We start from the raw sequence: 16,837 nt of genomic DNA, 5'->3' as shown, positions 1-16,837 counted from the left end.
GATGACGGACGGACAGAGGGGGCCATCGCTCGTGACTGCTGAAACCGATATCGCCATTGTGGGCATGGCCGCGCATCTTCCGGGTGCGGGGGATGTCGATACCTATTGGCGCAACCTGCGCGATGGTATCCGGTCCATTCGCAAGCTGTCCGAGGACGAACTGCTGGCGGCGGGCGAGGCGCGGCACATGCTGTCGCGGCCCGATTACGTGCCCTATGCCGCGCCCCTGGACGGGTTCGACCGGTTCGATGCGGAATTCTTCGGCTTCAGCCCCAAGGATGCGGCGATCATGGATCCGCAGCATCGCCAGTTCCTTGAGGTGGTCTGGGAGGCGTTGGAAAACGCCGGTCACATGCCCGAGGATTTCCCCGGCCCAGTGGGTGTTTTCGGCGGCTGCGGCATGGGCAGCTATTTCTATTTCAACATCTGCTCCAACCCCGATCTGGTGCAGGATGTGGGCATGTTCCTGTTGCGCCACACGGGCAATGACAAGGATTTTCTGACCACGCGCGCCAGCCATGTGTTCAACCTGACCGGGCCCAGCGTGAACGTGCAGACGGCCTGTTCCACATCGCTTGTCGCGGTGCATGGCGCGGTGCAATCGCTGCTGATCGGCGAATCCGACATGGCGATTGCGGGCGGGGTCACGATCGAGCTGCCGCAGAATCGGGGCTATCTCTATAAAGACGGCGAGATCCTGTCGCCCGATGGCGAATGCCATGCTTTCGATCATCGCGCCAAGGGCACGGTGTTCGGATCGGGCGCGGGGGCGGTGGTGCTGCGCCGCCTGTCGGATGCGATTGCGGATGGCGATCATATCTGGGGCGTGATCAAGGGCACGGCGATCAACAACGACGGCGCCGCCAAGGCGGGCTATCTGGCGCCCTCGGTCGATGGTCAATCCGCCGCGATCGTCGAGGCGCAGGCAGTGGCCGGCGTGGCACCCGATACGGTGGGCTATGTCGAATGCCATGGCACCGGCACCTATCTGGGCGATCCGATCGAGGTGGCGGCCCTGACCGAAGCGTTCCGCCAGGGTGGGGCCCAGGGCGAAGGCTTCTGCCGGATCGGATCGGTCAAGACCAACATCGGCCATCTGGACACCGCTGCCGGTGTGGCCAGCCTGATCAAGACAATGCTGGCGCTGCATCACGGGCAGATCCCGCCATCGCTGGGATACGAGGCCCCCAACCCCGTGATCGGGTTCGAGGGCAGCCCCTTCGTGGTCAATGACCGGCTGACTGACTGGCCGCGCGGGTCTGCTCCCCGTCGCGCCGGGGTCAATTCGCTGGGCGTCGGCGGCACCAACGCGCATGTGGTGCTGGAGGAAGCGCCCATGCGCGCGCCATCCGGGGAAAGCGATTTCCCGTTTCAGCCGCTGGTGATCTCGGCCCGCAGCAAGGCGGCCTTGGATGAGGCGACGCAGCGTCTGGCCGATCATCTGGACGCACGGCCCGATCAGCCGCTGGCCGATGTCGCCTATACCCTGCGCCACGGGCGGCGCGCGTTTGAACAACGCCGCGTGATCGTGGCCGCCAGCCATGCCGAGGCGGCGGCGACCCTGCGCGCGAATGACCCGCGCCGCGTGTTCACCCACAAGGTTCTGGGCGATGCGCCGGATGTGGTCTTCATGTTCCCCGGCGGCGGCGCGCAATACGCGGGTATGGCGCGGGATCTTTATGACACCGAGCCGGTTTTCCGCGACTGGATGGATCGCGGCCTTGCGGTGCTGCAAGGCAAGCTGGATTACGACATTCGCGCCGTCTGGCTACCCGAACGCGGGCAAGAGGCGCAGGCGGACGAACGGCTGAAACAGCCATCGGTGCAGCTGCCGCTGATCATGATCGTCGAATATGCGCTGGCGCAGCTCTGGATCAGCTGGGGGGTCAAGCCCGCCGCTCTGGTCGGTCATTCCATGGGCGAGAATACCGCCGCTTGCGTGGCCGGCATCATCGGGTTCGAGGATTGCATCGGCCTGGTCCATCTGCGCGGCACGCTGTTCGATACGGTGCCGGCCGGTGGGCTTCTGTCGGTCGGACTGCCTGCGGATGAATTGCGCCCGCTGCTGGGTGACGATCTGGACCTGGGCGCGGTCAATGGCCCGGCGCTGAGCGTGGCATCAGGCCCGCAGGCCGCACTTGACCGTCTGCAAGCAGAGCTGACCGCGCGCGAGGTCGAGTTCCAGCGCATTCCCATTGATGTGGCCGCCCATTCGCGGATGTTGGAGCCGATCCTGCAACGCTTTGGCGATTACCTGCGGTCGATCACGCTGAACCCGCCCGCGATCCCGGTGATGTCCAACCGGACCGGGCAGCGCATGACCGACGCGCAGGCCACAGACCCCGAATACTGGGTGGGCCATCTGCGCCATACGGTACATTTCGCCGATTGTATCGCCAGCCTGGCGGCCGCTGCGCCGAAAGGGCAAGGGCGCGTTTTCCTTGAGGTCGGGCCCGGCAAGGGGCTGGCCTCGCTGGCGGGGCAACATGCCACGGTCACGCCCAATGCGGTGATCGGGTCGTTGCGCCATCCGCAGGACAGCGTAGCCGATGACGCCTATTTCATGGCGATGCTGGCGCGGATGTGGGCGGTGGGGGTTGCCATCGACTGGGATCAGGTCTGGGGCGGGGTGCCGCGCAACCGCGTGCCGTTGCCGGGCTATGCCTTCCAGCGCAGCCGCTATTTCATTGAGCCCGGCAAAGGCGCGCAATCGCAGGCCGAGGCCGATCTGTGGCCCTTGCGCCGCGATGACCTGGACAGCTGGGGCTATCGCCCCGCCTGGGTGCCGCGCCTGGCCGCATGTGATCTGGATATGGACGATCTGTCGGATCTGCCGCCGCAGGACTGGCTGGTGTTCGAGGATGACGCGGGTCTCGGTGCGGTCTTGACGGCGAAGCTGCGCGCCGCCGGTCAGCGGGTGATTACCGTGCGCCCCGCCGATGCCTTTGCCCGCGTGGGCGACGATGGCTATCTGCTGGCCCCCGAACAGGGGCGGGCGGGATATGACCTGCTGATCCGTGACCTGATGGACCGGGGCCGGATGCCCGCGCGCATCGCCCATCTGTGGCAGGTCACGCGAGATCATGGCTTCCGCCCCGGTAGCAGTTTCTTCCACCGCACGCAGGAACAGGGCTTTTACAGCCTGCTGTTCCTGGCGCAGGCCATGGCCGAGGAAAACGCCACCGCCCATGTCAGCGTGATCACATCCGACGCGGCGCAGGTGCGTGGCGAGGCTTTGGGTGATCCTGACAAGGCCACCGTGATGGGACCGGCGCGGGTGATCCCGCGCGAAGTGCCGGGCATGACCTGCGCGGTGCTGGACATCCGCCTGCCCGAAGGGCGCAAGCGCGGCGAGGCGCTGGATGATCTGGCCGCCCGCGTGCTGGAAGATCTGCTGGCCGCACCTGACAATACCGTGGCCGCCCTGCGCGGTGAGAAACGCTTTGCGCTGGAGTTCAAGCCCGCGCCGCTGGCCCCGGTAGCCGCTGACAGGCTGCCGCTGCGCGCCGATGGCGTGACCCTGATCACGGGTGGTTTCGGCGGTATCGGCCTGAGCATCGCGGCGGCGCTGATCGCGCGCGGGCAACGCCGTGTCGTGCTGCTGGCGCGGTCCGCCCTGCCGCCGCGTGCCCGCTGGGACGGGCTGCTGCGGTCATCCGTGCAGGATACCGTGGTGCAGCGTATCCGCGCCGTGCAGGCGCTTGAGGCCCAGGGCGGCGAGGTTCTGGTGATCCAGGCCGATGTCAGCAATATCGAGGATATGCGCGCAGCGGTCAAACAGGCCGAGGCCAAGATGGGTCCGGTGACGGCCGTGATCCATGCGGCCGGCGTGATCCAAGACGCGCCCCTGCTGACCAAATCCCTGACCGAGATCGAGGATGTGTTCACCCCCAAGATCCACGGCACCAAGGTGCTGGAAGAGTTGTTCCCCGATGGGGCGCTGGATTGGCTGGTGCTGTTCTCATCCTCGTCGACGGTGACCGCGCCGGTGGGGCAGGTCGATTACGTGGCCGCCAACGAATATCTGAACGCCTATGCCAAAGCGCGCGCGGGCGGCAAGACGCGGGTGCTGGCGATCGACTGGGGCATCTGGTCGGGTGTGGGTATGGCCGCCGATGCGATGGCGGCACGGCTGGCGGGCGATGCGCCCCCCGAACGGCGCGCGGCGCCCAAGGATACGCCGTTGCTGGATCAGGTCGCGCTGGACGCGGGCGGGCACCGGATGTTCCTCAAGACGCTGGATGCGCGTGCCGACTGGGTGCTGAACGAGCATCGCACGGCGGCGGGTGACGCTGTCATGCCGGGTACCGGCTATCTGCAACTGGCGGCGCAGGCCCTGCGCGCGCAGGGCGAGACCGGCGGGTTCGAGATCCGCGATCTTTACTTCCTGTCGCCCTTGCAGGTGGCCGATGCCGCACCGCTGGAAATGCGGGTGCGCCTGCCCCGGTCCGAGGCCGGTTATGCCTTCGAGGTGCAAAGCGCGCAGGCTGGGGGCATCGTGACACATGCCGAGGCCGAGTTGTCGCTTTTGCCGCTGACACCGCCGGCAGCACTTGATCTGTCCGCCATCGCCGCGCGCTGCGCCCATCCGCACGAGGCCGGACCGCAAGGTTTCATCCCCTCCCCGCAAGAGGCGCATCTGGCCTTCGGGCCGCGCTGGCGGGTGATCCGGTCCATGGCCTTTGGTCAGGGCGAAGGGCTGGCCTGGCTGGCGCTGCCCGATGACAAGACGGCCGATCTGGGCGCGGGCTGGGGCCTGCATCCCGGCCTGATGGATCTGGCGACCGGCTGGGCCATGGGGCTGATCGCCGGCTACAAGCCCGATCATTTGTGGGTGCCGGTGTCCTATGGCACGGTGCGCGTTCATCGCCCGCTGCCGGCGCGCGTTGCAAGCTGGGTACGCAGCCGCACGGGCAACAGCGCCGATGGACCTTCGGCCACTTTCGACGTGGTGATCGCGGCCCCCGACGGGACCGTCTGCATCGAGGTCGAAGGCTTCAGCATCCGCCGTCTGGACGACACCGCCGCCTTTGGCCGCGCCGCCGCCCCTGCCACGGCCGCCCTATCCGAAAGCACCGGGCCGCGCCCGCTGTCGCCCGCCGAGGAACGGCTGCGCCACATGCTGACGCAGGGCATCAGACCCGAGGAAGGCGCCGATGCGTTTCTGCGCGCGCTGGCGGGCAAGGGATCGCAGGTCGTCATCTCATCGATGGATCTGGCCGCACTGATCCGGCAGGCCGATGCGGTCGATACCGGCGCCGACACGGGCGGGCAGAGTTTCGAGCGCCCCAGTCTGGACAGCGATTTCGTGGCACCCGAGACCGAGGTCGAAAAGCGTCTGGCCGCCTTCTGGCAGGAATTGCTGGGGCTGGACAGCGTGGGTGTCGAGGACAGTTTCTTCGATCTGGGCGGGCATTCGCTGATCGCGGTGCGCCTGTTCGCCAAGGTACGCAAGGCGTTCAACGTGGATTTCCCGATCTCGATCCTGTTCGAGGCGCCGACGATCCGCAAATGCGCCGCCCTGATCGCGGAACGTGGCGGCGTGGTGGCGGGGGCCGAGGGGGCCACCGACACCGCCAAGCCTGCAGCGCCGCAGCGCCGCTTTACCCATGTGGTGCCGATGCACACAGGCGAGGGCGGGCCGAGAACGCCGTTCTTCCTGGTGGCGGGTATGTTCGGCAATATCCTGAACCTGCGGCATCTGGCGCATCTGCTGGGCACCGACCGGCCCTTCTACGGGTTGCAGGCGCGCGGGCTTTACGGCGATCAGGAACCCCATCGCGATCTGGTGCAGGCGGCGCGCGACTATATCGCCGAGATCCGTCAGGTGCAGCCGCGGGGCCCCTATATGCTGGGCGGTTTTTCCGGTGGCGGGATCACCGCGCTGGAAATCGCGCGGCAGTTGACGGCGGCAGGCGAAGAGGTGGCAGCCCTGGTCATGCTGGACACGCCCTTGCCGGTGCCCCGTCCGCTGTCCTTGCGGGACCGGCTGGTGATCCAGTTGCAGGAATTGCGCGCGGGCGGCATCGCCTATCCGGCGCGTTGGCTGACGCGCCGTATCGCGTGGGAGTTCGAGAAACGTCGCATCAAGACCGACGACGCCGAGGAACCGGCGGCGCAGTTCCACAATGTCGCGATCGAGGCGGCCTTCATGGAAAGCGTCACCTCGTACAAGCTGCAGCGCTGGGACGGGCCGTTGATGCTGTTCCGTCCGCCGCTGGTGGGCAAGTGGCAGGTGGCGCCGGACCGTCTGGTCAATTCAGAACGCGCCTATGTGCTGCATGACAATGACTGGACCGCATGGGCGCCAAAAGTCGAGGTGCAGGAAGTGCCGGGGGATCACGATTCCATGGTGCTGGAACCCAATGTGCGGGTGCTGGCCGCGCGGATGCGCCGGGTGATCGAGGCCGCCGAACGGCGCGCATCACGTCCCGCGCTGCGGGCAGTCGCGGGCCGTGACGTGCCGATGGAAGCGGCGGAATGACCATGACGAGCAAACCGCCACGCCTGTTGACCGTGCTGCTGAACTGGCGCACCGCGCCCATGACCCTGCGCGCCGCAAAGGCCGGGCTGGCCGCGATGGCCGAGGTGCAACGCGCCTTTCCCGGCGCGCGCACCGACATGGTGATCGTGGACAATGACAGCGGCGATGGCAGTTTCGAAATGCTGCGCGATGCGGCGCGGGACAATGGCTGGACCGAAGGCGGTGCCGTGCGGGTGATCCAGTCCGGCCATAACGGCGGCTTTGGCGCTGGCAATAACGTGGGCATCCGCGCCGGAATGGCCGATGGCGAAGCGCCCGATTACGTCTATCTGCTGAACTCTGACGCCTTTCCCGAGCCCGGCGCGCTGGTCGCGCTGCTGCGCGCGCTGGAGGCGGATCCGCAGGCGGGCATCGCGGGCAGTTTCATCTATGGCGATGATGATGTGCCGCATGAGACGGCGTTCCGTTTCCCGACATTGTTGTCGGAATTCGAGGAAAGCGCCAGCACAGGCCCGATAAGCCGGATCCTGTCGCGCTGGCGGGTGCCGCTGGATATTCCGCAGGTCACGACCCGCGTTGATTGGCTGGCCGGGGCCAGCATGATGATCCGGCGCGCGGTGCTGGACCGGATCGGCATTTTCGATGAGGCGTTTTTCCTGTATTATGAAGAAACGGATCTGTGCCACCGCGCCGCACGCGCAGGCTTCGGCACGGTCTATGTGCCCGAAAGTCGGGTAATGCATATCGGCTCGGTCTCTACCGGTATGAAGTCCTGGGATCAGGTGCCGGATTACTGGTTCGATTCCCGGCTTTACTATTTCACCAAGACCCATGGGGCGGTTTATGCGGCCCTCTGCTCGGTGGCTCTTGTGCTTGGCGCAGGGGTGCAGATGCTGCGGCGTCCCGCAAAGCGACGCAAGGACAAGGGCCAGTTGCGCCGCATCCTTGCCCATCATCGTCGGTCCCTTGGGTCCGGTCGCGGGCGCAAGCAAGGGGCGGGACGGGGTCCGGTCACCTTGCGTGACATGAAAGGTAAATCGTGATGTCTTCCTTCTCGGCTGTGCTGATCGGCAACGAATCCCTGACGCTGAACTGTGGGCAGGTCCTGCTGGATGCGGGCCATTCATTGCAGGCGGTTGTGACGCGTTGCCCGAATGTGCGCGCCTGGGCAGAGGCGGCGGATCTGCGGGTCGAGGCGCCGGGCAAGGATCTGGCGCAGCGATTGGCGGGTGTGGCGTGCGACTGGCTGCTGAGCATCGCCAATCTGGACATGCTGCCGGCGGATGTGTTGGCGCTGGCGGGCAAGGGCGCGGTCAATTTCCATGATGGCCCGCTGCCGCGCTATGCCGGGTTGAACGCGCCGGTCTGGGCACGCATCGCGGGCGAGGCGCGGCATGGCATCACCTGGCATCTGATCGGCGGCGGCGTCGATGAGGGCGATATCCTGTTGCAACGGATGTTCGACGTCGCGCCCGATGATACCGCCCTGACCCTGAACAGCCGCTGTTTTGCCGAGGCGATCGAAAGCTTTCCCGATCTGGTGGCGATGCTGGCGACAGGCGCGCCTGCGCGGCAGCCTCAGGATCTGACGCAGCGCAGCTATTTCGGCCTGCATGACCGCCCGCCGGTCGCCGCGCGGCTGGATTTCACCCGCGACGCAGACAGTCTGGCGCGGTTGGTTCTGGCGCTGGATCATGGCGATCACGCCAATCCGCTGTGCCTGCCCAAGGTGTTGACGCCCCATGGCTTGCTGGCCGTGACCGGGGCCGAGGCTGTGCCCGGTGGCGCGGGGGCTTTGCCCGGAACCGTATTGCAAGCCGATGGCGACAGCCTGACGGTGGTGACGGCGACAGGGCCGTTGAAGCTTTGGGGGTTCACCGATCTGAACGGACAACCCTTGGCCCATGGCGTGCAGGCGGGCCAGGTTCTGCCCGCGCTGGCGGATGGCGACGCCGCCGCGCTTGACGCAGGCTTTGCCCCGCGCATCCGGGCCGAGGCGTTCTGGCGCAAGCGGATCGAGACGCTTGCGCCCGCGCCGCTTGATCTGGTCCAGGAAACCGGCACCAACGGCGAGATCACCCGCGACCTGACCCTGTCCGAGGCGCCCGAGACGATCATGGCGGCACTGGCCTTGCTGGCGGCGCGGCTGTCGGACCGCGACCATGTGGATATCGCCTGGCGCGATGCCGGGCTGACCGATCCGACGCTGGCCGGATATGTCGCTGGATGGGCACCCCTGCGCGTGGCGCGCGGTGGCGCGGTGGCGCCAGCAGTTGCCGGTTTTGCCGCCGATCACGCGCGCGCGCGGGCCAGTGGCGGCTTCATGGCCGATCTGCCGGGGCGCATCCCGGGCTGCGGCGCGCTGGCCATGCCTGCCGTGGGCCTGGCCGAGGACGCGCTGGTGCGTATCCCCGGCACCGTTCTGACGCTGGCCTTGCACGACGGGCGCGCGCAGCTGATCGCGGATGCCGCGCGCCTGTCGCCGCTGGCGCTGGATCTGATCGCGGGCCGCCTGGCCGTGGTGGCGGCCACGCTGGCGCGTGGCGACAAGGGCGATATTGCGCTGTCCAGCCTGCCGGTGATGCCCGATGCCGAACTGGCGCTGGTCACGCAAGACTGGAACGACACCGCAACCGATCTGCCCGATACCGCCTGCCTGCATCACATGATCGAGGCGCAGGCCCAGGCCACCCCCGATGCCCCCGCGCTGGTCTTTGAAGGCACGCGGTTGAGCTATGCGGAACTGGATGCCGCCGCCAACCGTGTGGCCCATGTGCTGCAAGCCATGGGCGTGGGCGCGGGCACGCTGGTGGGGCTGAACTGCGCGCGTAGCCCGGACATGATCATCGGGGCGCTGGGGATCCTCAAGGCCGGGGGCGCCTATGTGCCGCTGGACCCGGCCTTTCCGCCCGATCGCATCGCGCTTTATATTGCGGATTCGGCCTGTCCGGTGATTGTGACGCAGGCGGGTCTTGCCCAGGCTTTGCCGCCGCATGACGCGCAGGTGCTGGTGATCGACACCGATCCGCGCCTGACGGATGCCCCCGCCACGCGGCCCGCGTGCAAGGCCACGGGCGCGGATATGGCCTATATGATCTACACCTCCGGTTCGACCGGGCGACCCAAGGGCGTGATGGTCGAACATCGCAACGTGGTGAATTTCTGCATCGGCATGGATGCGCGTATCCCGCACAAGCCTGGTGATACATGGCTGGCGGTGACCTCGCTGTCCTTCGACATTTCGGTGCTGGAGCTGTTCTGGACGCTGGCGCGCGGCTTCAAGCTGGTGCTGAGCAGCGACGAGACGCGCGCGCTGGTCTCCAGCGGGCCTGTCAACGTGACCGGCCGCGGCATGGAGTTCAGCCTGTATTACTGGGGCAATGACGACGGCGCCGGACGCGATAAATACAAGCTGCTGCTGGAAGGTGCGAAATTCGCCGATACCCACGGTTTCTGCGCGGTCTGGACGCCCGAGCGGCATTTCCACGCCTTTGGCGGCCCCTATCCGAACCCCTCTGTCACCGGCGCGGCGGTGGCGGCGGTCACGCATAACATCAGTGTGCGCGCGGGCAGTTGCGTCGCACCCCTCCACCATCCGGCGCGGATCGCCGAGGAATGGGCGGTGATCGACAACCTGACCAACGGGCGCGCCGGTCTGGCCATCGCCAGCGGCTGGCAGCCCGATGATTTCGTGCTGCGCCCGGAAAACGCGCCGCCCCACAACAAGCCCGCGATGATGCAGGCCATCGCCGATCTGCGCCGGCTCTGGGCCGGTGAGGCGGTGGAATATCCCACCGCGGCAGGGGGGATGCATGGCGTGGTGACGCAACCGCGCCCCGTGTCAAAGACGCTGCCGGTCTGGGTGACCACGGCGGGCAACCCCGACACATGGCGCGAGGCCGGCACGATCGGGGCCAATGTTCTGACGCATCTTCTGGGTCAGTCGGTCGATGAGGTGGGCGAGAAGATCCAGATCTATCATGCCGCCCTGCGCGCGGCGGGCCATGATCCCGATGACTTCAAGGTCACGCTGATGCTGCATACCTACCTGGGGCAGGATCGCGACACGGTGCGCGAGATCGCGCGGGAGCCGATGAAGGATTACCTGCGCTCGGCTGCCGGGCTGATCAAGCAATATGCCTGGGCTTTCCCGGCGTTCAAGCGGCCCAAGGGCGTGGCCAATCCGTTCCAGCTTGACCTGGGATCGCTTGAGGCCGACGAGCTGGAAGCGATCCTCGATTTCGCCTTCCTGCGCTATTTCGACGATTCAGGGCTGTTCGGCACGATTGACGATGCGATGGCCCGCGTCGAACAGGTGCGCCGGATCGGGGTGACGGAAGTGGCCTGCCTGATTGATTACGGTATTCCGGTGCAGCAGGTGCTTGACGGGTTGCTGCCGCTGGCCGAGGTGGTCAAGCGCGCCAATACCGGGCTGGAACCGGATGCGGATGACCATTCCATCGCGGCGCAGATCGTGCGCCACGGGGTCAGCCATCTGCAATGCACCCCCAGCATGGCACGGATGATCGCCATGAATGACGAGGCGCGCGGCGCCTTGTCGAAGGTGCGGCACATCATGCTGGGCGGCGAGGCGCTGCCCGGTGCGCTGGTCGCCGAATTCGCGGGTCTGACGCGGGCATCGGTGGAAAACATGTATGGGCCCACCGAAACCACGATCTGGTCCACAACGGAAAGCGCCCAACCGGAGCAGGGGGTGATCAACATCGGCACGCCGATTGCGAATACCCAGGTCTATGTCCTGGACGCCGAGAAGCAGCCCGTGCCCGTTGGGGTCGCCGGAGAGCTTTACATCGGCGGTCACGGTGTGACGCGCGGCTATTGGCAGCGCGACGATCTTACGGCGGAACGGTTCCTGCCGGATCCTTTCGTGACGCCTGACCGCGCCGCCCCTTGGGGCGCGCGCATGTATCGCACGGGCGATCTGGTGCGCTGGCGCGCGGATGGAAAGCTGGATTTCCTGGGGCGGTCCGATCACCAGATCAAGCTGCGCGGCTACCGGATCGAGCTGGGCGAGATCGAGGCGGCGATGGACGCCTTCGCCGGGGTGCGCCAGGCCGTCGTCATGGCGCGCGAGGATGTGCCAGGGCTGGTGCGCCTGGTGGGCTATTACACCGCCAGCGGTTCGGTGGACGAGGCCGCGATGAAGGCGCATCTGGCCGCGATCATGCCGGATTACATGGTCCCCACGGCCTTTGTCGCGCTGGAGGCGTTTCCGCTGACACCGAACCGCAAGGTCGATCGCAAGGCACTGCCCGCACCGCAGGTGCGTACAAAGCCTGAACCGCAGGGGCGTACAAAGCCTGAATGGCAGGTCACGACGGTTGCGGCCCCCGTGGCGGCAGAGACGCCAAAAGCGGACACTCAGCCCACCCCTGCGACCACGGACACTACCTTTACCCAGGCCACCGCCGAGACGGCGATCGCCGCGATCTGGACGCGTATCCTGGGGGTGCAGGACATCGGCGCGCGGGACAATTTCTTTGACCTCGGCGGGCATTCCCTGCTGGCCGTGCAGGCGCATCGCGAGATCCGCGCCGATCTGGGCATCCGCAGCCTGAGCATCACCGACATCTTCCGCTTCCCCGTGCTGTCGGCGCTGGCGGTAAAACTGGTGGGCCAGCCCATGCCTGCCGGAACGGCGGCAGAGGTACCGATCCCGGTGCAGCAGCCCGCACTCGCAGCACCACCCGCACCCGCTGTGGCGGCACCTGCCGCCCCGGTTGCGCCTGCACCGCAGATCGCAGCACAACCGGAACCCGCAGCGCCGCTGATCGCCCATCCCTCAGAGGATCGCGCGGCCTACCGGACCGAGGCGATGCTACGCCGCCGCCAGTTGAGGGCCGAAAGGCTGACGCGGACTGGATGACCCGGCAGATCGAAGACAGCATCGCCGCCCTGTTCGGCGCGGATGTCGCGGTCGCGGTTCTGCTGGTAGAGGGGGATCACCCGCCGCTTCTGCCGGTCGAGGAACCCGCCATTGCAAGGGCCGTGCCGCGCCGTCGCGCGGAATTCACGGCAGGCCGCGCCGCGGCCCGGCTGGCCATGCAGCGCCTTGGCCAGATGCCGCAGGCCGTTCCTTCCGCCCCGGACCGCAGCCCGATCTGGCCCGCTGGTCTGACCGGGTCGATCAGCCATGCCGCCGGGTTCTGTGGTGCGGTCCTGACCCAGAAGAAGGGCCAGACACTGGGCCTGGACATCGAGGATTCCGCGCCGCTGGAGGCTGATCTGTGGCCCCTGGTCCTGACCCCTGACGAGATCGCCGCGCTGGGCAGGCTACCAGCCCCGGCGCGCGGCCTTGCCGCCAAACGCATCTTCGGCATCAAGGAGGCAGCCTATAAGGCTCAGTTTCCCTTGACCGGGGCAGTGATCGGGTTTCAGGCGCTTCAGGTCACGCTGGAGGCTGATCCACAGGCCCGGTTTGCCCGGGTGCACGCGACAAGGCTTGGAACAATGGTGCCGGAACTGGGTAAATTGTTTCCAGATCAGGGCATTATCTGTCGAACCGTCGGGCCAGCCGCCGCGACCTTTTCCCTCATGATTGCGGGCATAAGCCTGCCTGGTTGACGCAAACCGGACAAGCACGTCAGTCAAGAAACCGAAACGCTGTGTTTCGGTCTTGTTTCCTTTCCATCACAGGGGGAATGTGGCAATTCTGTGGCAGTATGAGTGCGTTCCGGTAAAGTTGTCCCATGTCTTCAGGCTTTTACCTGCAAACCTGATTACGGCGCTGCCCCCAAGGGCCAGATGCCGTCACAGGCTCCGCGTTCAAGGAACCCCTGCAATGGCGCAGATCGACACGGTTGGACAGGCGTTCAAGGCGCTCAAGCGGCGCGCCGGGCTGATCTTCCTGCTGATCGTGATGGGTGCTGCGGTCAGTCTTGCCTATGCCTATACGCGCGAAAGGGTCTATCAGGCCGTGGCCTCGGTGCAGATCGAGACCCCGCAGATCGCCCTTGGCAATGGCAGCATGGCGCGGGGCGACGCCTCGATCGACTATCGCATCAGCCTGATCGAGCAGCGTCTGAAATCACGCGACACGCTGGCAAAGATGATCGACGACCTGGATCTTTATGCGGATTTTCCCCAGCTGTCCGCCGCGCAGCGCGTTCTGTTGCTGCGTCAATCCGTAACGATCACGCGTATCGTCGACATGTCCCTGGGGTGGCGGCCGGATCAGCAGTCCACCGGTTTGCTGATCACGGTTCAGATGGATGATGGCCAGATTGCTGCTGATGTCGCGAATGCTTTTCTGGACTTGGTCATGTTGGCCGGACGCGCGCGGGCTACGGATCGGGCAGAAAGCACACTGACGTTTTTCGCCACCGAGGAGGAGCGGGTCACCGCCCTGATTGCGGCGGTAGAGGCCGAAATCGCCACGCTGAAATCGACCAATGTCGGCGCACTGCCCGAGAATGCCGCGACCCGGTCCCAGCAGTTACAACTGCTGCAAGAGGCGCAACTGACGCTGGAGCAGCAGAGGATCACCTTCGAGCAGGAACGCGAGCGTCTGCGCTTTGATGAAGCCGCGAGGCAAGAAACGATCTTCCGCGAGCAGGCCGAGCTTGTCGCCTCGCGCATATCCGAGCTTCGCAGGCTTGAGGATGCGGCCCCCGAGGTAGAGCGGCAACTGAACCTGCTGGAACGCGAACGCGCGCGCTTGCAGGAAGAATTCAGCGCGATTACCGCGCGCCGGGCGCAGGCGGCCATGACGCAAGAGCTGGAAAGCCGCGAACAGGCCGAACGCTTCGAGGTATTGGAACGGGCCGAGGCGCCGGTGCATCCCGTCTCTACTGAACGGCGCAAACTGGCGATCATGGGGGGGGTGTTAGCGGTTTTGTTCGCCTTTGGTGCGGCTTTGGTCCTGGAATGGATCAGCCCGCGTCTGCGTACCAGCGCGCAAATCGAACGGTCATTGGGTCTGCGACCGGTTGTCGTGATCCCCGATCTCAGGGTGCCGCGTGCGCGTCGCCTGACGTGACGGGTCCGATCCGCGGGGCCGGCGGCGCGCTATTCGCCGCGGTTCAGCACGACACCCAGCAGCGGTATCGTCTCGCCCATCTGGCGCATCACCTCGGACAGGTCATCTGCCGTGGTGATCCCGCCACCCGACACCAGCAACACCGCATCGAAATGCTGGCGGAAGGCCAGCAGATCGTCATGCGACAGTACGGACGGCATGTCATAGAGCACGACATCGGGCTTCAATTCGGCGGTCATACGCTCCAGCACGCGGGTCGTATCGGGGTGTTTGAGGATTTCTGACGCGTAGGATTCCACCCGGTCATTCAGTCCGATGGCCAGGTTCGGCCCGATCTTGAGCAGGTTCTGACCCATCCGCAGCAGATGCGATTCAACCGCGCGCCCGCCGCGCAGAAATTCGGCCATGCTGCCCGGTGCCTGTGCACCCAGCATCCGGGCCATATCGCCGGGGCGGCGCATGTCCATATCCAGAAGAACCGTGCGGCAACTGTCATAGCGCGACAGCGCAATGGCCAGATTGACCGCCGTAAAGGTCTTGCCGCAACCATCGGTGGGCGAGGTCACGGCGACGCGGGTCCAACCCTTCTCGGCCAGCGCCATCATCAGCCGGGTCCGCAACACCTCGAACGCGGAATGGGCGGGGTCGTTGCGGCTGGCGGTGATGACCAGATTGCGATCCAGGAGCGCCTCGTTGACCGAGATATGCGCCATGTCGTTCCACGCATCGACGATGCGCGGGACATTGACACCGCGCACGGCACGCCCCGCCACAGCCTGCTGCGCCACCACGGCCGGCAAGGGCGCATCCGGCGGCGCGACGTCAATGATCCGCGCCAGAATCCTGTCGCGGGCATTCTTGTCCAGCCTTGGAGTGTTGCGCCGTCTGGCGATGTACTGTTTCATTTTACCATGTAACACGTGTCTGGTCTTTTCCTTCAAGCCTTGCAAAGCCGGTCATGTGCAGATGCGATACGAGACCCGCGCCAGACTAGGATCAGAAAACGGCCAAACTTGGTCGAATTTTCGCTTTTTTTCTCGCAAATCGAGAGCTGATCATATCGCTGTTGTCCTGTGGGTCACCAACAGTGCGTTCACTTTCGCGGGACCGTGACGGGCAAGATTGAAAGGGGGATACCGCTGCCGGTTCGCATCTTATGGGAGGGGCGCCGCAGAGAGTGCACGGACCTGCTCCATCCTTTTCATGAATTCACTGGGAAAATCGTGTTGCCGCGCGAAATCCAGACCCCTCTGACAGTCCGATATCAGGGCTTCACGGTCCTTGTCCCAAGCCGCGATGGATCTGGCAAGCTGGGTGACATCGGCCAAGGGCGCCACGCGACCGGCGCCGCTTGTGGCCTGCAACCTTTGCCACATCTGGTTGGCATATCCGGCGACTGCAATTCCGCATCCCATCGCCTCGAGATAGGTGCAGGACGGGTCCTGCTGTCGGTGGCAACTGACAAATATGTCGGCGTGGTTGCGATTGATCGGAACAAGCTCTGTCTCGAAATCAACAGGCGCGTGCAGTCGGACCCGCTCTCCAAACGGCGCGAAAGCCTTTTGCAGGGTTTCGACCAGACGTCCCGCGCCATAGACGTCCAGTGTGGCATCGACGCGCAGATCACGCAGGGCCTGCATCAGGCCAGGCAGATCCTGCGACCCTTTCAGCGCCTCCAATCGCCCTGAATGGATCAGGCGCAGCGGAGCACCCGCGCGCAGGCGGCTTGCTCTTGTCTCCATCTCGGCATCATCGGCCAGCAACTTCGGTGTCATCCTGTTGTCGAGATAAAGCAGTGCATTCCCGGTCAGCGGCGCATAGCTGTCGTAAGCAGGATAGCCGTTGCACTGCACTCCATCGGCGCGGCTGATCGCTTTCCTGATCCCGCGCTCGTGGTTCATCAGCCAAATCCCTGATCGCAGCAAACGCAGGGGGTTTTGGCGTTTCTCCAGCCACAGGATCCTGAACCTGGTCGCCAGCGTGTATTCAATGGTGACCACGAAAGGCACGTTCGCAGCCTTCACGGTGTCGGCCATGTCGGAGATCCCCTGCATATCCGCAGAAAGCATCGCCGCCGCCACACCGTCCAGCGCCCGGGAAGACAGGGGCGCGCCCTTGTCAAGGATCACCAGTTCAAAGGGCAGGGTTGCGGGATCATGAACCTTGCCGAAGGGAATATCCGCATTGCTCCGCCATAGAACACATCGCACCGGACCGCCCCAGTCGCTTGCGTGCGTGTGCATCCCTTCCACGAATTTCGTATCTAGCTTCAACTCTCCCGATCCATCACTCACAGGAGCAGGGGCGCAGATCAGAAGGCGCAGGTCATGTTCTGTTCCGGTCAAGGCTTCAAT

Annotated in this window: 7 protein-coding genes; 5 read left to right on the top strand and 2 right to left on the bottom strand. The window is 65.6% G+C overall.

Features of this window, described 5'->3' with window-relative positions; translation table 11 throughout:
• Position 1 precedes the first annotated feature (1 nt).
• The 5 genes from ACFQ3C_RS10510 to ACFQ3C_RS10490 all read left to right on the top strand — a co-directional run bounded on the left by ACFQ3C_RS10510 (position 2) and on the right by ACFQ3C_RS10490 (position 14,483).
• Positions 2 to 6,484 (top strand): type I polyketide synthase, encoded by a 6,483-nt coding sequence (locus ACFQ3C_RS10510; protein WP_380791456.1) that lies wholly within the window; start codon positions 2 to 4, stop codon positions 6,482 to 6,484.
• The gene (locus ACFQ3C_RS10505) at positions 6,481 to 7,527 is read left to right on the top strand and encodes a glycosyltransferase family 2 protein (RefSeq protein WP_380791454.1); all 1,047 of its coding nucleotides are present in this window, start codon (positions 6,481 to 6,483) and stop codon (positions 7,525 to 7,527) included. The genes ACFQ3C_RS10510 and ACFQ3C_RS10505 overlap by 4 nt, the downstream gene beginning before the upstream one ends.
• Positions 7,527 to 12,371, top strand: coding sequence for a MupA/Atu3671 family FMN-dependent luciferase-like monooxygenase (locus tag ACFQ3C_RS10500; protein WP_380791452.1), 4,845 nt, complete (start codon positions 7,527 to 7,529; stop codon positions 12,369 to 12,371). Before ACFQ3C_RS10505 ends, ACFQ3C_RS10500 begins: the two co-directional genes overlap by 1 nt.
• Positions 12,368 to 13,069 (top strand): 4'-phosphopantetheinyl transferase family protein, encoded by a 702-nt coding sequence (locus ACFQ3C_RS10495; protein ID WP_380791450.1) that lies wholly within the window; start codon positions 12,368 to 12,370, stop codon positions 13,067 to 13,069. The genes ACFQ3C_RS10500 and ACFQ3C_RS10495 overlap by 4 nt, the downstream gene beginning before the upstream one ends.
• A gap of 217 nt (positions 13,070 to 13,286) precedes the next feature.
• Positions 13,287 to 14,483 (top strand): Wzz/FepE/Etk N-terminal domain-containing protein, encoded by a 1,197-nt coding sequence (locus ACFQ3C_RS10490; protein ID WP_380791448.1) that lies wholly within the window; start codon positions 13,287 to 13,289, stop codon positions 14,481 to 14,483.
• A gap of 29 nt (positions 14,484 to 14,512) precedes the next feature.
• Here ACFQ3C_RS10490 and ACFQ3C_RS10485 read toward each other — a convergent pair whose 3' ends face one another.
• Together ACFQ3C_RS10485 and ACFQ3C_RS10480 are read right to left on the bottom strand one after the other, a co-directional pair.
• On the bottom strand, positions 14,513 to 15,388 hold the full coding sequence (locus ACFQ3C_RS10485) for a CpsD/CapB family tyrosine-protein kinase (RefSeq protein ID WP_380791446.1): 876 nt from the start codon (positions 15,386 to 15,388) through the stop codon (positions 14,513 to 14,515).
• Positions 15,389 to 15,637: 249 nt separating this feature from the next.
• Positions 15,638 to 16,828, bottom strand: a complete 1,191-nt coding sequence (locus ACFQ3C_RS10480; RefSeq protein WP_380791444.1) for a glycosyltransferase — start codon at positions 16,826 to 16,828, stop codon at positions 15,638 to 15,640.
• Positions 16,829 to 16,837 lie beyond the last annotated feature (9 nt).

Origin of the sequence: Seohaeicola saemankumensis, assembly GCF_042678485.1 — a bacterium.
Lineage (GTDB): Bacteria > Pseudomonadota > Alphaproteobacteria > Rhodobacterales > Rhodobacteraceae > Seohaeicola > Seohaeicola saemankumensis.
Note: the sequence above shows the minus strand (reverse complement) of the source record. Positions and strands in the feature narration are given on the sequence as shown.

Bases quoted from the DNA above. Each gene is read 5' to 3' on its own strand.
- ACFQ3C_RS10510 (WP_380791456.1), top strand. From the start codon at position 2: ATGACGGACGGACAGAGGGGGCCATCGCTCGTGACTGCTGAAACCGAT.
- ACFQ3C_RS10505 (WP_380791454.1), top strand. From the start codon at position 6,481: ATGACCATGACGAGCAAACCGCCACGCCTGTTGACCGTGCTGCTGAAC.
- ACFQ3C_RS10500 (WP_380791452.1), top strand. From the start codon at position 7,527: ATGTCTTCCTTCTCGGCTGTGCTGATCGGCAACGAATCCCTGACGCTG.
- ACFQ3C_RS10495 (WP_380791450.1), top strand. From the start codon at position 12,368: ATGACCCGGCAGATCGAAGACAGCATCGCCGCCCTGTTCGGCGCGGAT.
- ACFQ3C_RS10490 (WP_380791448.1), top strand. From the start codon at position 13,287: ATGGCGCAGATCGACACGGTTGGACAGGCGTTCAAGGCGCTCAAGCGG.
- ACFQ3C_RS10485 (WP_380791446.1), bottom strand. From the start codon at position 15,388: ATGAAACAGTACATCGCCAGACGGCGCAACACTCCAAGGCTGGACAAG.